Annotated in this window: 18 protein-coding genes and 1 tRNA gene; 3 read left to right on the top strand and 16 right to left on the bottom strand. The window is 44.1% G+C overall.

Features of this window, described 5'->3' with window-relative positions:
* Positions 1-13: 13 nt before the first annotated feature.
* From FHS57_RS25345 to FHS57_RS25315, 7 genes are all read right to left on the bottom strand, one after another.
* Entirely contained in the window at positions 14-1363 is a 1350-nt protein-coding gene (locus FHS57_RS25345) for an FAD-binding oxidoreductase (protein ID WP_183978628.1), read from the bottom strand.
* Positions 1360-2187 (bottom strand): DAPG hydrolase family protein, encoded by an 828-nt coding sequence (locus tag FHS57_RS25340; RefSeq protein ID WP_183978626.1) that lies wholly within the window; start codon positions 2185-2187, stop codon positions 1360-1362. The genes FHS57_RS25345 and FHS57_RS25340 overlap by 4 nt, the downstream gene beginning before the upstream one ends.
* 100 nt (positions 2188-2287) lie before the next feature.
* Positions 2288-2908: a TetR/AcrR family transcriptional regulator gene (locus FHS57_RS25335; RefSeq protein WP_183978624.1), complete on the bottom strand. Its 621-nt coding sequence runs from the start codon at positions 2906-2908 to the stop codon at positions 2288-2290.
* 257 nt (positions 2909-3165) lie between these two features.
* A complete protein-coding gene (locus FHS57_RS25330; RefSeq protein ID WP_229601450.1) occupies positions 3166-5499 on the bottom strand; it encodes a TonB-dependent receptor in 2334 nt (777 codons plus the stop codon).
* 10 nt (positions 5500-5509) lie between these two features.
* Positions 5510-6193 carry an HAD family hydrolase gene (locus FHS57_RS25325; protein WP_183978623.1) on the bottom strand — a complete coding sequence of 228 codons (684 nt, stop codon included), beginning with the start codon at positions 6191-6193 and terminating at the stop codon, positions 5510-5512.
* A 31-nt stretch (positions 6194-6224) separates the two neighbouring features.
* Positions 6225-8390: a DUF5916 domain-containing protein gene (locus tag FHS57_RS25320; RefSeq protein WP_183978621.1), complete on the bottom strand. Its 2166-nt coding sequence runs from the start codon at positions 8388-8390 to the stop codon at positions 6225-6227.
* A 110-nt stretch (positions 8391-8500) separates the two neighbouring features.
* Positions 8501-9355 (bottom strand): fumarylacetoacetate hydrolase family protein, encoded by an 855-nt coding sequence (locus tag FHS57_RS25315; protein ID WP_183978619.1) that lies wholly within the window; start codon positions 9353-9355, stop codon positions 8501-8503.
* 281 nt (positions 9356-9636) lie between these two features.
* Here FHS57_RS25315 and FHS57_RS25310 point away from each other — a divergent pair.
* The 3 genes from FHS57_RS25310 to FHS57_RS25300 all read left to right on the top strand — a co-directional run bounded on the left by FHS57_RS25310 (position 9637) and on the right by FHS57_RS25300 (position 11547).
* Positions 9637-9709, top strand: a tRNA-Lys gene (locus tag FHS57_RS25310).
* A 121-nt stretch (positions 9710-9830) separates the two neighbouring features.
* A complete protein-coding gene (locus FHS57_RS25305) occupies positions 9831-11042 on the top strand; it encodes a site-specific integrase (RefSeq protein WP_183978618.1) in 1212 nt (403 codons plus the stop codon).
* Positions 11011-11547: a hypothetical protein gene (locus FHS57_RS25300; protein ID WP_183978617.1), complete on the top strand. Its 537-nt coding sequence runs from the start codon at positions 11011-11013 to the stop codon at positions 11545-11547. The genes FHS57_RS25305 and FHS57_RS25300 overlap by 32 nt, the downstream gene beginning before the upstream one ends.
* Before the next feature lie 71 nt (positions 11548-11618).
* Here the strand turns inward: FHS57_RS25300 and FHS57_RS25295 are convergent, their stop codons facing one another.
* The 9 genes from FHS57_RS25295 to FHS57_RS25255 form a co-directional block, all read right to left on the bottom strand.
* Positions 11619-11840 carry a hypothetical protein gene (locus FHS57_RS25295; RefSeq protein ID WP_221225731.1) on the bottom strand — a complete coding sequence of 74 codons (222 nt, stop codon included), beginning with the start codon at positions 11838-11840 and terminating at the stop codon, positions 11619-11621.
* Positions 11841-11856: 16 nt separating this feature from the next.
* Complete coding sequence (locus FHS57_RS25290) at positions 11857-12330, bottom strand: hypothetical protein (protein ID WP_183978615.1); 474 nt, start codon at positions 12328-12330, stop codon at positions 11857-11859.
* A 37-nt stretch (positions 12331-12367) separates the two neighbouring features.
* Complete coding sequence (locus FHS57_RS25285) at positions 12368-14413, bottom strand: hypothetical protein (RefSeq protein WP_183978614.1); 2046 nt, start codon at positions 14411-14413, stop codon at positions 12368-12370.
* Positions 14414-14426: 13 nt separating this feature from the next.
* Positions 14427-17072: a putative phage tail protein gene (locus tag FHS57_RS25280; RefSeq protein ID WP_183978613.1), complete on the bottom strand. Its 2646-nt coding sequence runs from the start codon at positions 17070-17072 to the stop codon at positions 14427-14429.
* Positions 17073-17114: 42 nt separating this feature from the next.
* Complete coding sequence (locus tag FHS57_RS25275) at positions 17115-18062, bottom strand: hypothetical protein (RefSeq protein WP_183978612.1); 948 nt, start codon at positions 18060-18062, stop codon at positions 17115-17117.
* A 1-nt stretch (position 18063) separates the two neighbouring features.
* The gene (locus tag FHS57_RS25270; protein WP_183978611.1) at positions 18064-20175 is read right to left on the bottom strand and encodes a hypothetical protein; all 2112 of its coding nucleotides are present in this window, start codon (positions 20173-20175) and stop codon (positions 18064-18066) included.
* 11 nt (positions 20176-20186) lie between these two features.
* Complete coding sequence (locus FHS57_RS25265) at positions 20187-20477, bottom strand: hypothetical protein (RefSeq protein ID WP_183978609.1); 291 nt, start codon at positions 20475-20477, stop codon at positions 20187-20189.
* A gap of 104 nt (positions 20478-20581) precedes the next feature.
* Positions 20582-22042, bottom strand: a complete 1461-nt coding sequence (locus FHS57_RS25260; protein WP_183978607.1) for a hypothetical protein — start codon at positions 22040-22042, stop codon at positions 20582-20584.
* A gap of 3 nt (positions 22043-22045) precedes the next feature.
* Positions 22046-22615 (bottom strand): hypothetical protein, encoded by a 570-nt coding sequence (locus FHS57_RS25255; protein WP_183978605.1) that lies wholly within the window; start codon positions 22613-22615, stop codon positions 22046-22048.
* Between the last annotated feature and the right edge of the window lies 1 nt (position 22616).

Here is a 22616-nt window from a genome sequence, read left to right as displayed (position 1 = left end):
GGTGTGGAATTTGTTATAAAGTCAGCGTAGGGCGACTATGCCAAGGGTTAAATAATCCATTCGGATCGCGTTGGGCGCGTACTTCGTCGAGGCGTTTTAGATTATCCGTCGCCACAAAAGGAGCCATCCGCTGGTGAAGCCCTTCGTCGGCCAACTGAATTCCTGTGGACAAGTGATTGGCTTTTTCCATCCATCCTTTGGCCCAACTGCCGTAGTTTGGGATGTCGTTTGCGTCTTTCCATGTACCGTACAGGGCAATGTAAATGTTATCTTCCAGCGAATACGCCATGTCTTGTAGGCGCTTTGGTGGGTACCAGTTAAGCCAAAGCATGTGCGAAGGTGCAGGTGGCAAGGTTTCAACCATGCCTTTCAAATAAGGCATAAGCTCATCGATGGAAGCTTTGGTCCACATATTATCGACTCCCCAGTGGTGGTCGTCGGGATAATGCGTCATCACAAAACGATACATCGACGACATATTGGCTTTCAAATAAGGTGTTTTAAAAAATGCTTTTTGCTTAATGGGGCTATTCAACATAAACGCCTTGGCCTCTTCGAGTTCGTCTTTGGTATCGGCAAAAATAGGCGCAACAGCCTCTATACCTGGCCCCAAAAACTTCAAAACTTTACGGCTTGTGAGCAACTGAAATTCGACGGCATCAGGCACACTCGGCCCAATTTCGTGCGCCCACCGAAACACATCTTCAAGGTGCTGAATATCAAATACGTGGGTAATAGACCCGCAATAGGCAGGCTTCTTGAAAAGTCGTAAATGAAACGCCACTACTACGCCAAAAAATCCCCCGCCTGAACCCCGCGCTGCCCAATAAATATCCGAATTGTGGTGTTCGTTGGCATGAACATAGTCGCCATTAGCCGTAACCACGTCAATACCAATGACATTTTCGCAGGCCATACCCAACTTTCGTCCGTTCCATCCAAAGCCTCCTTGAAGCAGATAACCGCCTACACATACACCTTTGCAGTGCCCCGCAGGAAAAAACAAGTCTTGGTCAAACAAGGCCGTCAGCAACGTACTTCCTCCTACCCCTGGCCCTACTTTGGCCGTCATCGCCTCACGGTTTACCTCATACGCATCAAATTTTCGCATGTTAATCAACACGCTGTTGTTCCGAACGTGGTTGGCCGACCAACTGTGCCCTCCCGAACAAATACTGATGTGTTTTCCTTCTTTCCGAGCGTAATGAATGGTGTCAATAATGTCGTCGATGGTTTTGGGGGTTACCATCATATCGGGGCGGCGGCCTGGTTCCCATTGATTAAAAAGGGTATCCATAATGGCCCTATCAAAGCCTTTGTCTCCTTGTTGGATAATGTCCCCTGAAATAGCAATTGGTTTCATGTTAAAATGGTTTTTAAAGGGTTGGATTCGTGAAATTCGTGGTATAAGTCGGGCAAGATTTTGGCCAGATGATTCATTTCTTCGGAGCAATGCTGCAATAAGTCCTTCGCCTGACGTTCAGGCAGATGTGCAATTTTTGGCAAAACTGCTGACACCAGTTGAACCAACTTGTTTTCTCCCCTCAACTGAATGTGTTTTCCGCCCATCCAGAACCGCGAACGCATTTCGGCACCAACGGCGGTTTTGCGAACCTGGTGTACTAGCCAACCAAAATCAACGGGCAAATGCGGATACCCCAAACGTGCGCAGATATACACCACTTCTTCTTTGTCGGCAATCTGCTCCTCCGAAAACCCCAATGCAGTGGGATGAACGAACTGAATAGCTGCTTTTTCGAGGGAGGTTCCAATGTACTCTTCAATGATAGACGTGCGGCCAATGTACGCTTCATCTTCCCGACCATCTTCCCAGCGAGCAGATTTGTGGGCAGCAGGATGCCATAATTTATAGCGATTATCTTGGCAACCGTGCCAGCCAAACCACCAGTCCCACATGGGAGGTGTTACATGCAGCATAGGGGTTAGCACGGCCACGTGTAGCCCGCCGTCAGGCAGCATGAAGTACCCATTTTCAACCGAATCGTAGCCTTTGTTTGCCATTTTGGTCACCTCCTCAAAATCCAACGCCTCCGACGACGGCAAGGCATGTTCCAATGCCGCAGCTACATTGGCAGGAATTGAGGCAATCATATCGTTAAAAAACTTAGCAAAGGGATGTTCGAAATCGTCCGTTCGGTACCCCATGTAGGTAGCGTGGGTTGTCATGTTAAATTATTTTATACATTTTAGTTCAACAAAATTGTTTATATAAATCACAAAAAATAAGGCGAAACGCCTTTTTCAATTCAACACCCTTCACAAGTGCTTACATCCCCTGATTACCAAGGGCGTGCCACACAAAGCTTTTGATTTGTACCCTACGCTCCTCCAAAAAAGCAGTCATTGCTTCGTCGCTGCGTTTTTCTTTGGCTTTGATGTAATTATGCGCCAAGTAAGCCATTGAACATAAGCCATATATATGGAGCATTAGGTGTTCGCCCGTGATGTCCGACTGTACCGTTCCTTGCTGTTTTGCCTCCTCCAGCAACCGATCCAGCACTTTTGGAAGTTCATCCGACTGCCCCATCGCCATGAAATACGCAATTTCGGGCGATTCATTAAAAATATTGACCACGAAAGTCGGCAAGCCAGGCTTTAACGCACAAACATCGCACAACAAATCAATCAAACCGTTCACCATTTCTTTCAGGTTGCGGGGCTGGTTCAAAACTCCTTGGGCATGTTCGAGTACCACCCCAACCGACCGCTTGAGCACTTCCTGAAATAGTTCTTCTTTGGAATTGAAATAGTAGTGCATCATCGTCCGACTGATACCCGCTTCTTCCGCAATGAGCGAGGTTCGCGCCCCTTTAAATCCGTTGGCGTGAAATACTTTTTCAGCAGCAGCTAAAATACGGTCTTTGGTATCGTGGTCGATTTTTGGCATTTACCCTTTCTTTTTCTCGACAAAATTGTTTATAAAAATATTTACTTCCAATTTTTTGCCCAAAAAATATTTTTTCACCCCGTGCAGCAGGTTGCTTTCTCGTGCAGCGGGTTGCTCACAACCCGCTTTTTCCCGTACCAAGGGTTGCTCACAACCCGACTTTCCCGTACCAAGGGTTGCTCACAACCCGACTTGCCCGTGCCAAAGGTTGCTCACAACCCGACCTGCACGCGCCAAAGGATGACCAGAAAAAGCCCCTAAAATTCAATTCGCCAATTCAGAATCGGCACTAGACCCAATTGGGTATCAAATTGCAAGCTTTTGGTGGCAGTATCGTAGAAAGGTTGGTATAAATTGAGCCGATTGAAGACATTTTGAACGTCCAGTGAGAGTGTTGACGTGGTTTTTCGGCGGTTTTTGGTAAAGCTAATACGGGTATCGAATCGAAAATAATTGGGCAGTTTCTCCTCGTAAGAGCGCTCATAGACCCTGACAGTCGTGTTACGTTTTTGGGATTGTGCTAAATCAATCGGAACGTAACGGTTACCGCCCGCCCACAGGCTTCGGATGTTGACGGCCAACGTATTGGTTTTCATTTTTCCCATTTTCCATTCTTTACCCAAAAGAATATTCTGCACAAAATTGCCATTAAAACGGCTATTGCGTTCAATGCCATCGCGGGCAGTGTATTTGGCTTGGTACACCGACGAGGTGAGAATAAAGTAAAAGCCATTTGTCAAAAACTTCTCTAGTGTGAAGTCAATGCCATAATTCCGCCCTGTGCCTGTGCTTACCAACGAATCGGTGAGGTAGCCATCCATCAAATTGAGCATGGATTCCGTTTGTAAAAAAATGGTTTTGGCGTAGGCAGTTCCAATGGCAACGTCAAAATGACGCTGGTAATACGTTTCGACTTGCCAGCGCCAATCTTCACGCGGACGAAATTCATACCCCAACACAAAATGCGCTGATTTCATCAAATCCAAGTTTTTATTGGCTTGGGAAGTTGCCCCATTGGTGCTTTTAACTTCCGCAAAATAAGTCGATAGCGCTTCGATTCGGCTGTGTACGCCCAACCCAGCCGTCAAGGCATGGCGGGGCAAAACATTCCAACGAAATCCCGCCCGAGGTTCAACAGAAGTTTGGCCATTGACTCCCAGCCGAGTCGCGTGAAGCCCTGAAGTCAGCGTAAAAGTAGGTGAAGCACGAAATTTCCATTGACCGTACGCCTGTACAAGTGAGGTTTCACCGCGCTGGTTGACCGTCGTACTAAGGCGTGGCCCATCAATAGTCTGATTGAGCAAAACGAACCTCAAATCACTTACAATCAACCCCGTGCGAAGTGAATGCTGCGCGTTGATTTTATGATTCCATTGCAACGAAAGGCGGTAGGCTTGGTTCGTAAAATCTTCCTTTCGAACGTAAATTTGTTGCAAACGAGTCGCATCGTACGTTTGCCGATTAGCCGCCCAACTCAGCGTTGCATCTAGGTACGATTGGTTAGATAAAAAGTGCGTGTAGTTCAACCCAACTACCGCACGGTCAGAATGAAACGCATCGTTTTGGGTGGTACGGCGGCGAATTTGTCGGCTCAACCCTCCCATTCCCCACAACGACAAAGTACTGTTTTTAGAAGTCGGGAAAAAGAATTTAAACGCCCCGTCTTGAAAATCTGGCGCTGCATCTCCAATGATTTCAATACCCGCCCGCTTGATCATTTCGAGGGTCGAATAGCGGTAATTCACCAAATAAGAAGATTTCCCCGACGGCTTAAAAGGGCCTTCGGCGGCAATATCCGCTCCAAGTACCCCTACCTGCACCGAATATTCGCGTTTTTCGTGGTTTCCTTTGCGTAGTTTTAAATCAAAAACCCCCGAAGTAGCATTCCCGTATTCGGCTGGAAATGCCCCCGTAAAAAAGTCGGAGTTGCTCAACATATTGACACTCAAAGCACTAATTCCTCCTCCCGTTGCCCCTTCTTCGGCAAAATGATTTGGGTTCGGAATTTCCACACCTTCCATCCGCCACAATACACCTTTTGGGCTATTCCCTCTGATAATGAGCGCATTGCTTTGTTCATTATTGTTGGCCACTCCTGCGTAAGTAAGCGCCATACGCGCGGGGTCATTGATGGCTGCCGCGTATCGTTTGACCTGCTCCACCGAAAACGACCGTGCCGAAACTGTAGCCATTTCGTTCAGCGCAGTTCCGTTTTGCGGTGATGCTTTGACCGTAACCGTTTCCAATTGCTGAAGCGACTCCGTCAGCCGAATCGTGAGGTCAATCTCCTTTCCAGCCCCCACAACTAGCTCTTGAATGAGGCCATTTTCGTACCCCAAAAAAGATACTTTTAGCGTATGACGCCCCACGGTGACGCCCGTAATTCTGAAAAAACCATTGACATCCGTTTGCGCCCCCAACAACGGCTGAACTGAGGCTACCACCACACTCGCTCCCACCAAAGGCTGCCTAGATTCTGCATCAATAACCTGACCTTTAATGGTTTGAGAAATATTTTGTCCCCAACCATTCATTGACCAGCATTGCAGTAGAAATAGACAACTTATAACCGACCAGTATCTTTTAGCCATTGCTTTTACATTACAAATGCGCCAGCACTTCCTTCAATGAAGTAAACTCCTTGAAATTAGCATGTTCGATGCGATGGTCGATTTGTTCAAAAGCCCAAGTCGTATGAAACGGAACGTGAAAACCGTGTCCTCCCATGGTCAAAACTGGCAATACGTCAGATTTGAGCGAATTACCAATCATGACAAATTCTTCGGGTTCTATGTCGAGGTGTTTGATGAGCTTGCGGTAATCAATCTCACGCTTTTCACTCATGATTTCGATGTGGTGAAAATAATGTTCCAAGCCCGATTTCTTCAATTTTCGTTCTTGGTCTAGCAAATCGCCTTTGGTGGCCACCACCAGCCGATACCGCCCCGAAAGCGAATGTAGAACATGCTCAACGTCGTCCAGAAGTTCAATCGGTTTTTCGAGCATTTCTTTGCCAAGCCCAATGATTTTTTCAACGACGTCTAAACTAATGGTTTTCTCCGACACCGACATGGCCATCTCTATCATACTCAGAATGAAGCTCTTCACCCCGTACCCATACAACGGAAGGTTCTGAATTTGCATTCGATACAACTCTTGAGAAACTGTATGGTGGGGTAAATAATCCTCCAGTAAGGCACAGAGTTTTCTTTCTGTTTCGTAAAAAAAAGGCTCATTTACCCACAATGTATCATCCGCGTCAAACGCTACAACTTTTATGCTCATTTACGTATTTTTTTGCAAAAATACACAACCATTAGATATTCCACCAATACGTCAGCTTGAGCACCAAGGCTCGATTTTTAACCATGAGATTTTCGGGCAAATAATTATCGGTATAAACGATAAACAAATCAGACGCAGGCTGATAACGCCACTGCAAACGCGTGTTTAGGTTGACATTATCTGCTTGATTGTTGTATTGCACAAAAGTCGTCCAGAAAAGATTGTTGCGGAATGTCACATCCACCCGTGGCCCTAACAACAACAACTCCACAGGTTTTTGCAAATAAGGTACTTTGATGATGTTGTAATCCACCGAAAACTTGGTAGCGACGTACGGCTGAAAACGATAGCCCAGCGTGGTTCTTAAATTGAGGCGCGTTCCGTCGGCATAAAAGCCACCATAGCGCGTTGCAAACGAATACGTAAATCGGTTTCGAGGGCTTGACGTAAACTCTGTTCCAAAAGAATTCCAATAATGTTTAGTCCCTGCGGCCAATTTTTCACGGCCAGTGTTGGTTGGGTCAAAAGGCGCCAGAAGTTGCACATAATTCGTAGCAACCCACGCCATTCCTATTGCACGGTTACGAAAATTGAAATTATAGGCCATAAACGTCTCGTTATCTGTCAAACGGCCTGATTTGTTCCAAAACAACGTTGACTGTAATAAAGGCCCGTGGCTGATTAGTAGCGGGGAGTTTACAAAAAACAAATACCCCACGTTTGGTGCCATCATTTGGTACCCACGGCGGGCAGCATTAGGGACGTAACCTACTTCAGCATTGTAATTTTCTCCCACATATTCCTGGCGCCATTGCCAAAAGAAATTGGCTTTGTTGTAGTTCAAAATGCTTGCAATAGCTACGTCATTGCCCGAAACATTTGGACTGAATGACTTCAAAACGGTGGCTTTCCCCGTCCAGATGTTATTGGCAGAGGCTAAGTTAAACTCCGCTCCTACGTTTCGATTAAACGCCGATGCGCCTTTATGAACACTTTCATCGAGGTTTAACGACTGTTTATTCACCATCAACAAGCCTACGTTCGAGCGAGCAAACACCTTTCTTTGCAAGGCCACCACCGCGAAGTTTTGGGCGGGTGTTGCCCCGTCCTCTTTGGTTTGCGTGTCCAACACACCAATTCGCCAATTTTTATCCAATTTCCCACTCAAACGTGCTCCAAATAACAACGGCACGCCAAGTCCAATCCGACGGGAAAAGAAAGGCCGCAACGTGGCAAAACCAAAGTTGGCGAACAAATCCGCATTTTCGAGAAAAAACTGACGACGTTCGGGAAAAAACAACTCAAAACGGTCGAGGTTTGTTTGTTGTACATCCACCTCCACTTGAGAGAAGTCAGGATTCACCGTCAAGTCTAAGTTGAGTGACGAATTGAGGGCAATTTTAGCATCACCCCCGATGTTTGGTTTAATATCAGCGGGCGTTTTGGCGAGTTGATTTTTAGAAATACTCGTCAAGGCGTAAGGAATCAAAGAAATATTTTTTCCAGCAGGTGGCAATGGCTTATCCCACACCAATACCCCAGCATACCCTAAATTGGCCGACTGAAACTGACGCGGAACGGGCGCCCAAGCCGATTTTTCGTTGGTCGCCAAGTCCAAACGACTGCCGTTAATACCCCAGCGTAAATTATCGGGGCGATAGCGAATGGTTTTAAACGGAATAGCCGCTTCCCACACGTAGCGATCTTCATAGTTGCGCGTTACACAATGCCATTTATTGTCCCAGTTAAGGTTTATCATCGTTCCATCAGCCTCTTGTCCGTCCCAAATCGCCCCTGCGGCACTTGCCCCAAACGAATAGCCATTGGTGAGGTCTTCAAACGTATCGAGCACCACAAAAAAGTTATCGTTGAGCCCAAAATTAAAGTCCCGTTTTAACGATTCAACCACAAAAGAGCCTTTTACCGCCTTGTAGCAAACCGCAATGATGTATAAATTATGTTGGTCGTAGCAGAGGCGCATTTCAGTTTTGTTGCGCGCTAGGCTTGTGTCCATGGGAGTCACCATGTGAAAATCTTTCGCCAGCTCTGTCTGCTGCCAAGCGGCATCATTTTCTAGGCCGTCGATTTTAATAGCCCCTTTGGCTTCAAAAATGTGGTATTGAAATTTTTCGTTTTTCTTTTGGGCAAACGTAAGAAGAGAAGTGCAACAAAGCAGTAAGCACAAAAACCGATACATGGTCTGAAGTTTGGATAGATAGGTTGAAATCAATGAAAAAGCGTGCGGCTTAATGGAGACCATCAAGCCGCACAAAATGAAAAAATAAAATGCTGCGTTTTTTACTCGGCTTACTGATACGCTTCTGCCACTTGGCGTTGCGTTCCAAGTCCCTCGATGCCTAGTTCGACCACATCGCCCGCTTTGAGGTATCTTGGCGGCTTAAAGCCCAACCCTACCCCAAACGGCGTTCCTGTTGAGATAACATCGCCAGGAAGCAAGGTCATAAATTGGCTTAGATAGCTTACCAACGTTGGGATTTTAAACACCATGTCATCGGTATTTGAGTCTTGCAACATCTCCTCATTTACTTTCAACCAAAGGCGAAGTGTATGAGGGTCAGCGATTTCATCTTTGGTTGCCATGAAAGGCCCAAGCGGGGCAAAAGTATCGTTGCTTTTACCTTTTACCCATTGACCACTGCGTTCGAGTTGAAACTCACGCTCCGAGTAGTCGTTGTGTAAGATATAACCCGCTACATAGTCCATGGCATTGGCTTCATCCACGTAGCTGGCTTTTTTACCAATCACGAAAGCCAACTCTACTTCCCAGTCGGTTTTGACAGAATTACGCGGGATAATGACGTTATCGTTCGGGCCGCACAAAGCGGAAGTTGATTTAAAGAAAATAACGGGTTCTTTTGGCACATCCATCCCCGACTCTGCCGCGTGTTTGGCATAGTTCAAGCCGATGCAAACAATTTTTGAAGGGCGCGCGATGGCCGAACCAAGGCGAACATCCTCCGAAACCTCAGGGCAAGTATCTGCGTGAATGGTGAGCCAATCAGCCAAGCGAGCAAGGCCATCAGTGGCAAAAAATGCCTCGTTAAAATCTTCGCCAAACGCTGCTACGTTTACTTTACGGCCATCCGACAAAATAACTCCCGGTTGCTCTTGTTCAAATGCGCCAAAACGAAATAGTTTCATTATGGAAGTGGAAATAAATGAGTGATGATTGATTAACTTTCAATACTACGAATTTATAAGCATTTCGTACCAAAAATCTAACTGGAAATCGGAGTCGCAAAAAAAAGTTAAAAATATTTTCAACTTTAACTCACTCACTGTCTGCCATTTAAAAAATATTTTAAAAATATTTTCACATCAACACTTGCGTCGTATTGTCAAACCACGTACTTTTGCACCACGATTTCAGAACAACGCAGACAACGAAACGAAAAAAGTTGAAAGCAGTAATGAAAAAGTAGGATTCCGTAGCTCAGTTGGTAGAGCAATACACTTTTAATGTATGGGTCCTGGGTTCGAGTCCCAGCGGGATCACAAAAGACAAGACTAACCAAGTCAAAACCAACACAAAGCCGCTTGTACGTACGTATGAGCGGTTTTTTATTTTGCTACATTTGCTCATATTTGTGTTTTGTTTCAGTAAATGTTTCAGAAAATGAGCAAAATATCTTTTCATGTTGAGCTTGATAACCGTGTCAAAAAAGATGGCACCCAGAATATTCAACTACGAATCACACAAGCTCGAAAAATGTATAGAGTATCCATAGGACACTCTATCGAAAAACGACACTGGAACGAAGAGAAGAAAGAGGTAAGAAAGACCCATCCACAACACCTCTTAATTAATGCTGCAACCAAAGCCAAAATCCTTGAAGTTGAAAAGACCTACTTGAAGAGTCAGGTAGGTGGGAAAAAAGTAAGTGCTTCCACCCTAAAAAAACAGCTAAAGAAGGAGATTATTGGTGATAGTTTCGTAGAGTACGCAAAACTACGGTCAGATAAAATAGACAATCCAAGCACCAAACGAACTGCGATTGCCATCATTAACAAACTTGAAGTCTTTTTGAAGGGCAACGATTTGCTTTTTGAAGAAATAACCTACGACTGGATTAAAGAATACGAACGGCACCTAAAAAAGCTTGGAAATTCTATCAATACGATACACAATAACCTCAAAATCCTCAAAGCAATCTACAATGATGCAATAAAATCAGAGGTTTATGAGCCTGATAAAATATCGCCCTGGTCAAAATATACAGCTAAGAAGACTAAAACTATACGAACAAGGCTTACCATAAACCAAATTCATCGACTTGAAAAATTAGACTTAAAAGAGGGTACAAATAAAGACCATGCTCGCAATTTCTTCCTTTTTTCATTTTTTATGCAAGGCATGAGAGTGACGGATGTACTGCAACTTTGTTGGTCTAATATTGTCAATGGGCGACTTGAATACACTGCATCCAAAACACAAAAAGCAAGATCAAAGAAGATGTCAACTCAAGCCCTTGCCATTGTCGAAAAATATAGAAAGCCATTTTTGAAAAATAGCGAATATATTTTCCCATTTTTAAAACAGTACCAACAGAAGAAGTTCGACGATGATGTTTGGCGTAAAAAAATTGAAGCAGCTACTTCTGTAATTAATAATGAGCTGAAAGAAATAGCACCTTTGATAGATACCACAAAACTAACAACCCATACGGCAAGGCATAGCTTTGCTGAGTACGCTAGAATAAAAACTGGCGGCAACGTAACTGTTATATCAGCTGCACTTGACCACAGTTCTATAAGCATTACGCAGACTTATTTTAACGAAGGTACTCAAAGCGAGAATGACGATTTGGTTGACAACCTTTTCGGATAAGTTATTTTTTTACAAACACAAAACGAACCTAAAAAAAACACTTGCATTTGTATTCTTTTGCTTGGCTACTGTCGGCTGCTCATTCCTCAAAGAACCAGAGCCTGACTTGACGGCCAATATGACAGGGAATTATACTCAAATTGCTTCCGAGTATGACCCTAACGCAAAAAAATGGCTTGATGTGACCATTACAACCAATATCAGCCAAAAAGACAAAAAAACGTTGAAAATGGTGTTTGCGATAGACTTACAATATTGGAATCCAACCCGCAAAACCGTAGAAACAGCCTATTCAAACTGGACACTTGAAAATGTCAAAGCCACCGATACGAAGAACATCACAATTGAAGAAGATGCTAATTATTTCGTGACTGGCTCCAACCCTGTAATTGTAAACTATAAAGGCCAAGGTAGCTTTTCGGGGGAAAATCTTTCGATTTCTTTAAACAGACGTATCGGGAATGACTACTCAACGATAAACCTTAAAATGGTCAAAGATAAATAAGAGCTACCGACTTTTATGGCGATACTCAAGCATACAAAAAAACGCCCTGTGATGGGGCGTTTTTTTGTGTGTTACTTTCTGAGCAAGACAATCACCAAAAAGACCAGAACGACAATCGCTATGATCGCGTACCGCCATTTTTTTTGGTGCTTCAGCAGTTCCTCGCTCTGCCTTTTGTTCTCTACCTTTAGGCTCACGATTTCCTCTTTCAGTTCTACGCTCTGCTTGAGCAAGTTGGTGTTTTGGCGTTCGTAGATATCCGCCTTTTGTACTTTGGCCGCCAACGCTTCCAAAGTAGTGCGCTCAATGCTAATTTTTGCGCTTTGTTGGGCTTTGGACTGGCTTAGGGTTGGCAAGCTGCTCAACGTAATTAAGCAAATCATCGTCAGCCATAGACTGAACTTTTTCGTCAATGAATTTCTTGTTGATTTCATCAATTTGGATGTTATAATTGTTAGTAATAGCTTCCTGTTGTGCCCTAAAAGCACGAAGTTCTTCAAGGATATGCCGATTAGACACGCAGCTGGACACGCCTAAAAAGGCGATACTCGACACGACAAATACAGGGGTTTTGTTCTTAAAAAATTGAAGCACTCTCAATAGGGAATTATCGCGCCACCCTAGCCCCGTCATCGCAATGACAAAGCAAATAATGGCCAAAAATACGCGCGATGCTTCCGAAAGGTCGTCAGACCATTTTAGGAGCATGACCCCCGCAATTGCGAAGGCCACGCCAATCAAAGAAGTTAGAGGGTTGCGTAAAACGCGGTCAGTGAATTTCATAAAATTGGCTATTAATGGAAATTTGATTGGTTAGACACTACTGTCTAAAAGTCCCTTTTAACTCGCACGTCAGTCGGATGTTACCATCGGCAGGAGTAGCTATTACCGAAATTACGCCGCCGCTTTCGGTCAAGCTAAATGAGGGCGCGGCTGAGATAGCTCCTGTTTTCACAGTAGTTTGAGGCGTGATTGAATACGTGTATTGGGTGTCACTTCTACTTGCTACAATCACCGCTTCATTGAAGGTAGCCCCATCAGGGTACGTAGGGTCAGCCCCATAACAGGTGCATTTGGCCGAAATACGCTCATTGACTGCGATTGGCAGCGTGAAAAGCGTCCCCGCCGTAGCGCCTTCGTAATAGCTTTCAGTTATTTTAATTGACCCTGCTTCTGGATGCGAAACAGCCGTAAGTCCACCTGTTCGGCCAAAAGTCAGGCCAACGTATGCAATGTCCACCACGTTGTTGGCGCTGGCTTGCGTATAAAGTCTAAACTTGTATTCGTCCCCTGCTTGCAGAAAAACCTTGCCCGTTGATACCACAAAATCGGTGGCGTCGTTGACCGACACGGGGTTATAATACACATCCACGTTGTTCACCACATTCGAGAAAACTACGTTGGTGCCTCCTACGTTACGACCTATTACCGTTACCGCATAATAACCCGTAAATGGGGCCTTAATAGCCTTCCATTCTGCGCTTTTGATTGTGGCTGTATTATCGTTAAATCGCAAGTAATTCCTGAATAAACCTGCTCCCATTATCGGTGATACACTCGTCCAATCGGCGTTTACGTTCGATTTCCCCGACTTCAAATCGCCATTAATAATCAAATTGTAGAAAGACATTGGTGCGCGTGACCCTGTTCTACCTCCGTAAGAACTACTTACATCATTTTGTGAGCCTGTATTCAACGTGGCGTGACTACCAATATTCCCCGAATTGGGGTTGTTTCCAAAGCCGTAGGTATTTACGACAATATTTTTAGTATTGACGGGGATATTAAAATCGTCATCAAAATAGCACGAATAGAAATTGAATTGAGAATCAAGCAGATTTTGTTCTATTTCCATCCTACCCACTGTTTGATAAGAAATATCACAACTATAGAAATTACAATTTTGAGCTGTTTGATTGCCATAAATATGGAAAGCATACGTATCACGCCAAATATTACAGTCGTAAAAACTGTTTGCATTAAACTCTGTCCTATCCCCTGCCGTTCCCGTATGTATGTAAATTCCATTTTCGATTTTGCATCGGCGCCATACGCTCCAATAAGTTTCGTCAATCGTATCCAAGTTTTGGTTACCAAATCGTAGCCGCTTCAAGTAGCACTCTTCCATGTTACCAAAGTACCAGCCGTCGAAATCGCAAGTACCATCTATTTCAAGGCCCTTGACTGACATTCTCATGCAGTCGTCAAATAGAATAGTCGCGGTTGTTGCACTGTTGGTAGAAGTGATTTTTGCGCCATAACCTTCAATCACTAGGGCGTTTTGTTCATTTCCAGAACCTTTCACCGTAAGCGTTCCCGTGCCGATAAAGTAGTTCTTGCCTCTCAAAAACACTATTTTGCCTTTTTTGTAGGCATTAAACATATTTTGAAGTGCTACCCTATCGTTTGTTACGCCGTTTCCAACCGCTCCAAACATCTCAGGCGTTACAAATGCTCCAGTGTCGAGCTTGGAGGCAAAGCGATTGTTTAAATCAGCCTGATTGCTTAGTGTTCCCGATATTCCTCCCCATGTAGGAGTTCCAGCACTGACATCTGCCGACGGTGCCCAGGTGCTACCGTTCCACTTGATGACCTGCCCTGTGGTTGCTCCCGATTGTGTAAGCTCACTTGGGGCATGGCCATGCGTTAGATTTGCCTTGCCACCCAAGGCATTTTGGATGATTCTGGCATAGTTAAGCGTTTTGGTGAACGCTTGCCGCAATCGGGCGGCTGTTATGGTTTTAGAAGTATTGGATGGCAAAAGCGAGTCAACCGCCGCTTGCGCTTCGGACTGCGTACTTTGGGCATGGCTAGGAATGGCACAAGCGAGCGCCATTCCTAGCATAAGGATCAATTGATTTTTCATTGCTGTTTTAGAATTAGTTTCCTGTCAAATAACGTTTCTGTACCCACGTACCTGGGCTTCCCGCAGTAATACATTGCCAACCTTCGATGACATACTTTGCACCTGCTGTACCAGCTTCCACGGGGGTTGAATTATAGCGAATCCAGCCACGCGGCCACGAGCCTGTCGTTGGGGCTGCCGTACCGACGTCTGTATTAAGGGCTTGATTCCATTTTCCAGCAGCGCGGTAAGTTAAATACCCTCCAGTTGTTGACACGTAAATATCAGCACTGCCGTCACTATCTAAGTCAGTAATAGTAGAAGCCCCCATTCCTGTTTCATCCGTTTTTGCAGGAATCTTAAAGCGTCCTGAAACCCTTAACATATCGCTTGACTGTGACCAAACCGTATAACCAGTCACAGGGCCTGTCGAAGTTTGCACAAAGACAGCATCTGCATATTTACTTACCAGTTGAGAATATATATTTACAACCCCAAGGTCAGAGGCAGAATTGTAAATCTTTACACGTAAGTTACCCCCCACATTGGAATCCGTAGCCTTTAGCGTGATTGCTGTTTTTAATGGATAAGCATAGTTGCTGTTTCCAGTGATTGTAATAGCATCATACACTTTTCCTGTAGATGAATTTTCGAGCGAAAATGTTATTTGTCGCCCTGTCTGAAATTCAGTACTGACGACCGCTTGGTAGTAGTAAGTTTGAGCCGAAGAAGTAAAAGGAGCTGCCGTAACGTTTTGAGCTACTCCAGAAGCAGCTCTAAAAATAGCTTGTATTGAATGGGGACTTACAAAGTTAACCCCTCCGTAACCAATTTTCCTTACTTCATAAAACGTAGGCTGACCAATATGCTCCCAAGGTGCAAGTGCAGATCCAGAGTTGACCCCAAAATTACTTTGCAACAAAAGATTTTCAGCAATACCCGAAGCCTGTTCAATATGTTCACCATCTATTTTTCGACTAGACAAACCATCCAGTCTGTACTTTAATTCTTTATTAAAATCAAGCCATATTCCAGTAATTGGGTCTTTTTCCCTGCAATTTTTAAGAGTTACAGAGGCATATTCACTGCTATTTGTCACGATTTTCTTTGCCTTCCATCCCTCAAAGTCGCAAGACTCAAATATAAATGACGAAGCATCGTTATTGCCAAGCTCTATATTTAGGCTTGAGTTAATGTACGTATTTGAAAATTTACAATTCGTAAATAAAACTTTGTAGTAGGCACTATTCGTACCTGTGTTTGAGTAAATAAACTTACGTGTTGCATCGCTTCCCATTCCATCAAAGTGAACACCTGAGAAATTGACAATAGAGTTCATATTAAATGAGCCTAAAGTATAAGTCATTACGGTGCTTATCGCTTCTAAGCGACCACCGTAAAAATTGAAATTTCCACTTGTTCCAGAGTTTTTTACGAGTGTAATCCCATTACCAGTACCAGCAGTCCAAGTATTTGAGGTCTTTAGCCCGTAAAAATTCATTGAATACCCTAGTGCAGAACTACCAACATCAATCAAAGCTCCTCCATCTTCTACCTTCATTTGACAGTCGTAGAAATCCCAATCAAAGCCTTGACCCTGTCTAACGTAAATCGCCGCAGAAAGCCCCTCAAATACACATTTCTCAAATGTGAAAAACTCGCCATTACTTCCAGCTCCTTCTAAAAGGCCAATGGCTCTAGTAGAATGTACAAAATGTACTCGTTTAAACGTGTGCTGAGATACTGCCGAGTGAGGGTACAGCATAGAATACGTTGCAGCCCCGACGGTTGTGCTTGTAATCGTAAAGTCCTCAAACTTAACAAATCGGGATGCCCCTTCATTAACTTGGATGATAGCATCAGTAGAAGATGCACCACCAGTATAGTTAAGGCTAGTTCCATTTGTGTATTCGGGAGCTGTTGCGCCCGGGTTTAAGGCTGGGCCAACTCCTCTAATTGTAAAACTTGACTCCCCATACGGAAGACTTGATGGAGAGATAGTGCCTATTTGAAGTTTTTGCGAAAATGAGATGACTTTGTTGGGCAATTGTAAGACTTTCCCTTGTGACTTTACAAAGTCAATCGCTCTCTGCAATTGCACATAATTATCAGTAATCATGTCATTTTTAACACCAAACTGTCGAGCATCGACATAGCCATAATGAAGAAGCATCCATCTTCCTGTTAATTGTCCAGCTACTTGAATAACTGACCCTGAATTATCCGTTTCTGTATTGGTATTGTTCCAAATGTAGAATGCTCCACCGCCATCATTAGCAGTGTAATAGCCCGAAGTTTGTATCATTTCCCCTGAAGTTCCAACTCGTGTGCGCAAAGCCGCTACATTTACAACAGTAGCCATTCCAGTTACCGAACCACCTGCGGGAATTGTTGATGGAACCCACGACATACCATTCCATGTCGGCACTTGATTAGCCGTAGCGCCCGATTGCCCTATTTTACTCAGTGAGATAGCTCCATTTTGTAGATTTGAAATATCTGCAAAGTTAAGCGCTCTAAGGAAAGCCTCACGAATACGAGCTGCCGTAATACTCTTAGAAGTATTGGTTGGTAACAAGCTATCAATACTTGTTTTTGCTTGCAATTTTGTGATTTGTGCTATACTTGACTGAGCAAATAGAAAGCACACAATGAGCAATAAATGGATTTTAGTTTTCATTTTGACTACTTTTATGGATTACTAATAAAAAAAACACTAATTCTAAAGCTCCCATCTACGCTTTACATTTGCTTCAACGAGTGGAATGTTTATTGTCGATTTGACGATTATTACTTCCCCAATCCAGCCATTCCAATAGTAAGTCGAGCCTGATTTAGAGGTTCGTGCCAAGTAATGAGGGCCTGAATATACTTGCACTGTACCCGTCGTTGTGGTGTATTTTTGAATCGAATTAACGCGAAGGGTGTAGGCGGTTGATGACGACTCAATCACTGTAATATTAGGCACATTGATGCCAGAATTTGACGTGCACACAAACCTATTACTTCGACCAAAACCATCGTAAAAAACGCCATCCGTCCAAGTCCAAGAGTCAGCATTTCCATCAGTCCCGAAATCTCCTAGAACAGGGCCATTGGAGCTTGAAGGTGGTACTGCAAATGCTTTGTAGGTGCAAATCCCTGTCAACGAAGTAGCTGACCCGATATAATTGATTGTTAGAAAATTACTATTGGCAGAATTAAACCTTGCCACGGGCTTCCCCCCCATTGTCTCAAAGACACCACCAGTCATAACTTTTGGCTGAGTAGAAGCCGTAAAATTGTATGCAACAAGCGAGCCGTCCATTTGATTATAAAAACCAACCAAATAGGCATCTTGAGAGCTAACAAGGGTAGCTACACTCAAGTACGTTCCAACTGCATAACCGCTACTTCCCGATGCAGTTACTTTGCCTGGGCTTTTTAGACTTACCCAACCGTTCCCATCTGCTTCAACATCCATTTCTGCATTTGATGTTGCAGCTCTTATTCTGACAAGATAACCCGTATAGTCAGACTTGATTCGGTTGAACGAGATAGCAATTACTGGAGTGGCAGTAAGGCTGTCAACCAGCAATTTGGGTTTAAAAACAAATGGATTTCCTAGTATTTGAGCTTGCGAAGCAATACTCAATACAAGCAAAAGAATAAGAATTAGTTTCTTTTTCATCTTAATTTCGATAGCCGTTGAAAATCACCTTTAAACCTTTTGCTGTACCATCACCAATCTGAGAAACATCTATGGTAATTTCCGAATCATCGCCAAGAATGGAGTCGCTTATTACCGCAGGTGTTGCCGCTGTTGTACTGCTTTTTTCTGTATTATCAAGCGTCAAATTAGTGCTCAAAATGCTAGTACCGTTCTCCTTAATTACTACCGTAAGTAAAGCTCCAGAAACTTGAGCTGTATTTACTGAAATCCTTACGTTGGTAACGGTCATTGCGTAAGGCATACGAAAAGTGACTTTTGCCATTCCTGCCCCAATTGAAGTAGTCTCGTCACTTGCCGCTATTACAAGGCTCTCAAAATCCTTAACGTCTGCCGTTAAAGCACTGCCCGAAACCGAAGCCACAACTCCAGCACCCGTGAAATTGACGGTACTGATACCGCCTGCTGTACCAACATTGATGCCTTCGTCACGGTATTGTAGAGAATTTTGGTAAGAACCAATGGGTTGATACGTGCTTGCAGCCGTAGCCGAAGTAAGATAGGGTGACAACGCCGATGCCGTGATAAAACCGCTTGGATTCGTGGCATTGTAAGGCGTAAAACCAAGTGCCGTAGTTACTTGGCCTGACGTGATGCCTGTCAAATAACTACCAATGGGTTGATACGTCGATGCCGCGACCGAAGTAGTCAAGTAACTACCCTTCGGCTGATACAACGATGCTGCCGTTGTTTTCCTAAGTAAATCCGTCGTATCAGCTATGTTCAACTTCCCCGTTATAGCTGATGCCGTGATAAAACCGCTTGGGTTGGTGGCATTGTAAGGCGTAAAACCAAGTGCCGTAGTTACTTGGCCCGACGTGATGCCTGTCAAATAACTACCAATGGGTTGGTACGTCGATGCCGCGACCGAAGTAGTCAAGTAACTACCCTTCGGCTGATACAACGATGCTGCCGTCGTTTTCCTAAGTAAATCCGTCGTATCAGCTATGTTCAACTTCCCCGTTATAGCCGATGAAGTGATAAAACCGCTTGGATTCGTGGCATTGTAAGGCGTAAAACCAAGTGCCGTAGTTACTTGACCCGACGTGATGCCTGTCAAATAATTACCCTTCGGCTGATACAACGATGCTGCCGTCGTTTTCCTAAGTAAATCCGTCGTATCAGCTATGTTCAACTTCCCCGTTATAGCCGATGAAGTGATAAAACCGCTTGGATTCGTAGCATTGTAAGGCGTAAAACCAAGTGCCGTAGTTACTTGACCCGACGTGATGCCTGTCAAATAACTACCAATGGGTTGGTACGTCGATGCCGCGACCGAAGTAGTCAAGTAACTACCCTTGGGCTGATACAACGATGCTGCCGTCGTTTTCCTAAGTAAATCCGTCGTATCAGCTATGTTCAACTTCCCCGTTATAGCCGATGAAGTGATAAAACCGCTTGGATTCGTGGCATTGTAAGGCGTAAAACCAAGTGCCGTAGTTACTTGGCCCGACGTGATGCCTGTTAGGTAACTGCCGATGGGTTGATACGTCGATGCCGCAACCGAAGTAGTCAAGTAATTGCCTTTGGGCTGATATAAAGATGCCGCCGTCGTTTTCCTAAGTAAGTTCGTCGTATCAGCAGAATTTAGCTTTGCATTGAAGGCCAACTGTAAATCAGTTTGGTCACTTAATGTGCCAGGAATAGTTCCCCATGTTGCACCACCACCACTGCTAGTACCTACTAAATCGTTGGCGGCAATCCATGATGAGCCATCCCATTTTAGGACTTGATTAAGACTTGCATTTCCTTGCGAAAGTCTTGATAATGACACTGAATCGCTATCAATACTTTGAGGCACCCAAGATGAACCATTCCATCGTGGCACTTGATTAGTGATTGCTCCACTTTGAGCAATTTTGGAAAGCAAGATGCTTCCAGCTACAAGGTTGGAAGGAGAAGCATAATTGACTACTGATTTGAGCGCCTGACGAATTTTTAGTGCTGTGATTTGCCGTGTATTATTTGTAGGCAACAGCGTGTCAATTTGAGCTTCAGTTTGCGATTTTGTTTGTTGTGAATAAGACGTATATCCGATAAACATCAAACAAAAAATCAAAAATTTTGCTTTCATTTTAGTTTTTTTTAAGTGATTGTTTCTTCGCCAATTGCGAAGCTTTCATCAAATTCGTTGTTGGAAAACTCACCACCGACAATCGTAGTAGTAGTAGTACCACCACCACCGCCGCCACTACTCAACGATGCAGTACTAACAGGTGTAACCGATGCTGTTACAGTTTTAGTGGTCGTTTTTGTTGGAAAAATCCACTTCCATAACACTAGAAGTAAGCCTAATAAACCAGCTATCCACCACCACCAAATGGGCTTACGGTCTTTTTTTTGCTCCTTCGGAGGCGCTTTTGTTTTCTTTTTCATTTGCTACCAAAATTAAAGTTGAAAAGATAGGCGTAGATTAGATATAGGCGTACCTAATACGACACACCTATACCTAATCCGACACAACCACGAGGATTTTGAGACTATGAGCGATAAACTGCCACGGTTTTGCCTTTGATGGTACCAATGTTTCGGCTTACACCATTTACATTGACACTGATGGTTTCCGACTGATTGGCAGGAAGCCAAGGGTTAAAATAGACGGCAAAGAAACTATTACCAATATACGCACCAAAGCAAATGCCCTTTTTTCCATTGGCAAGGTGTAAAACCGTGTTTTGGCCGTAAGGTTTTGCCGACTCCGTAAAGAGCCTTGTATCGTTGGTTTTGTCGGTGTTTACGTTTACCACACCATTCACAGAACTGGTATAGCCAAAATACCGATACTCGCCGCCTGCGTCCAAAACAGTCTTACAATGGGCAAACCATTGATTCGCAATGATGGAATAATCTTGTTGCCACCAAGGGAAGGAACTCATTTTTGGCGGATTTTGGCGGGCAGGCTCAGGAGCTGATGACGAAACCCAATACTGAGGGAAGTAGCCAGGTGCTTCAAGGTTTTGGGGCGTTTTTACAAAGCTCTCTCTACGGGAATCCCAATAGACAATCCCATCGGTAAGAAATACTCCCAAAACAGCGTTCCAAAGGGCAATCATCGGGTTATTATTATGGTGGGCAATGGCTCGCCAATAGGCTCCATTCTGCACATCATCGCGCATCACTCGCCACCCGCTTCCCGCCTGTGGGGACTCAATATGAGCATTGGCCGATTCACTACCAGTCCACGTAAAAATGATGGTATTACGAATGCCCGCTGCAAATTTCTTTTGGATTTCGTAGAACTTGGAGTAGCAAAATGCAGCCGCATTATCACCCGAAAGCCATCCCGAGTAAGTATTGGTCAACAAGCCAATGATGTCTGACATCACGATTCCGTCCACATTGTTGAAAAATGGAAAAGTGTTTAATTCCCCATTATTCAGATTGTAGAGTTTTCGGGCATTTGATTGATCATCAAGGCCATCGCGGAAAGCATAAAACAAAGGATTGATTGTTCCACCAAAATCAGTATGAAACTGCTGAATAGATACATCGTGCTGACCACCCGTATAACTACCATAGATGCGATTTTTTACGCCACCATTGCCCATTTGGTCGGTCATTCCTTTGTACCAATGTGGAGCAAGATTCCAGTAGTTATTGAAGTCTAAAGTGCCGTCTTCGCTCAATTCCTCGGTAAAAATAGACTGGGCGTTAAACTGCCCGTTTTGTACAATGCCTTTCCCTGCATTGTAAGCAGCTTGGGCAGAAGTGACAGGGTTGTAATACTTGAATGTCTCATAGATTTCTGAAACATTTGCCCCCGGTCGATTGTAAAGGTGCGTCACTCCCTTGGCTTTAATCTCTTCCCAAGAGAGCGACGCGGGGAGTTGGCAAAGCCCTATGAGCTTGCCTGTGTAAGAGCTATCACTAGCTTGGTCAAAATTGCCATACATGGCAGGTTTGAACCAGTTCGGAATATTTAATAAGCCCACGGTTTTCATTGTTTAAAATTTTATAAATGCCTGTGAATGATGTAGTAGATAGTTATCACTGTTGTATTGACCAATTCGCCAATAATTGGCTACGAAAGTGGCATAATCGGGCGCAAAACTTACATCAACCATGAATTTGCGTATCATAATTACTTGCCCTTCGTACGCCGACAAATCCACATTCTGAAAAGTAGAACGTACCGTTTCGTCTTCGTCCATAATCAGATAAAAGCTATGGTAACGCTTACCATATGCTTCGGCGGTATTAGGTGCCAAATCGCTCACGATGAACCCATCGACCGACAAGCGCAACTCGTGCATATCGAGTACCGAAGCTGGAAAGTTGAGCACAGGTCGAGAGTTTTGTGGAGTTTCCTTACTCACTTGTGGAGCTTCATTCAAAGGAGCTGCTTGGGGAGCATTCAGGCTTTTGATGTAATCAATGACCCATTGCTTAGTGGCTACGGTAGAGTCAACTTCGACCGTAACTACCTGTGTGACCGTTTTATGAACCGTTTTTTGGCTAAAACTTACCAATGGAATCAACATCATCCACGGTATCAAAAGTTTGAGAAATTTCATG

Origin of the sequence: Runella defluvii, assembly GCF_014195535.1 — a bacterium.
In the GTDB taxonomy this organism is placed as follows: Bacteria; Bacteroidota; Bacteroidia; order Cytophagales; family Spirosomataceae; genus Runella; species Runella defluvii.
The sequence above is the reverse complement of the archived record's forward strand: the minus strand, read 5'-3'. Positions and strand labels throughout refer to the sequence as shown.

Bases quoted from the DNA above. Each gene is read 5' to 3' on its own strand.
- FHS57_RS25305 (WP_183978618.1), top strand. From the start codon at position 9,831: ATGAGCAAAATATCTTTTCATGTTGAGCTTGATAACCGTGTCAAAAAA.
- FHS57_RS25315 (WP_183978619.1), bottom strand. From the start codon at position 9,355: ATGAAACTATTTCGTTTTGGCGCATTTGAACAAGAGCAACCGGGAGTT.
- FHS57_RS25280 (WP_183978613.1), bottom strand. From the start codon at position 17,072: ATGAAAACTAAAATCCATTTATTGCTCATTGTGTGCTTTCTATTTGCT.
- FHS57_RS25290 (WP_183978615.1), bottom strand. From the start codon at position 12,330: ATGAAATTCACTGACCGCGTTTTACGCAACCCTCTAACTTCTTTGATT.
- FHS57_RS25335 (WP_183978624.1), bottom strand. From the start codon at position 2,908: ATGCCAAAAATCGACCACGATACCAAAGACCGTATTTTAGCTGCTGCT.
- FHS57_RS25285 (WP_183978614.1), bottom strand. From the start codon at position 14,413: ATGAAAAATCAATTGATCCTTATGCTAGGAATGGCGCTCGCTTGTGCC.
- FHS57_RS25270 (WP_183978611.1), bottom strand. From the start codon at position 20,175: ATGAAAGCAAAATTTTTGATTTTTTGTTTGATGTTTATCGGATATACG.
- FHS57_RS25300 (WP_183978617.1), top strand. From the start codon at position 11,011: ATGACGATTTGGTTGACAACCTTTTCGGATAAGTTATTTTTTTACAAA.
- FHS57_RS25275 (WP_183978612.1), bottom strand. From the start codon at position 18,062: ATGAAAAAGAAACTAATTCTTATTCTTTTGCTTGTATTGAGTATTGCT.
- FHS57_RS25345 (WP_183978628.1), bottom strand. From the start codon at position 1,363: ATGAAACCAATTGCTATTTCAGGGGACATTATCCAACAAGGAGACAAA.
- FHS57_RS25255 (WP_183978605.1), bottom strand. From the start codon at position 22,615: ATGAAATTTCTCAAACTTTTGATACCGTGGATGATGTTGATTCCATTG.
- FHS57_RS25325 (WP_183978623.1), bottom strand. From the start codon at position 6,193: ATGAGCATAAAAGTTGTAGCGTTTGACGCGGATGATACATTGTGGGTA.
- FHS57_RS25260 (WP_183978607.1), bottom strand. From the start codon at position 22,042: ATGAAAACCGTGGGCTTATTAAATATTCCGAACTGGTTCAAACCTGCC.
- FHS57_RS25265 (WP_183978609.1), bottom strand. From the start codon at position 20,477: ATGAAAAAGAAAACAAAAGCGCCTCCGAAGGAGCAAAAAAAAGACCGT.
- FHS57_RS25320 (WP_183978621.1), bottom strand. From the start codon at position 8,390: ATGTATCGGTTTTTGTGCTTACTGCTTTGTTGCACTTCTCTTCTTACG.
- FHS57_RS25330 (WP_229601450.1), bottom strand. From the start codon at position 5,499: ATGGCTAAAAGATACTGGTCGGTTATAAGTTGTCTATTTCTACTGCAA.
- FHS57_RS25340 (WP_183978626.1), bottom strand. From the start codon at position 2,187: ATGACAACCCACGCTACCTACATGGGGTACCGAACGGACGATTTCGAA.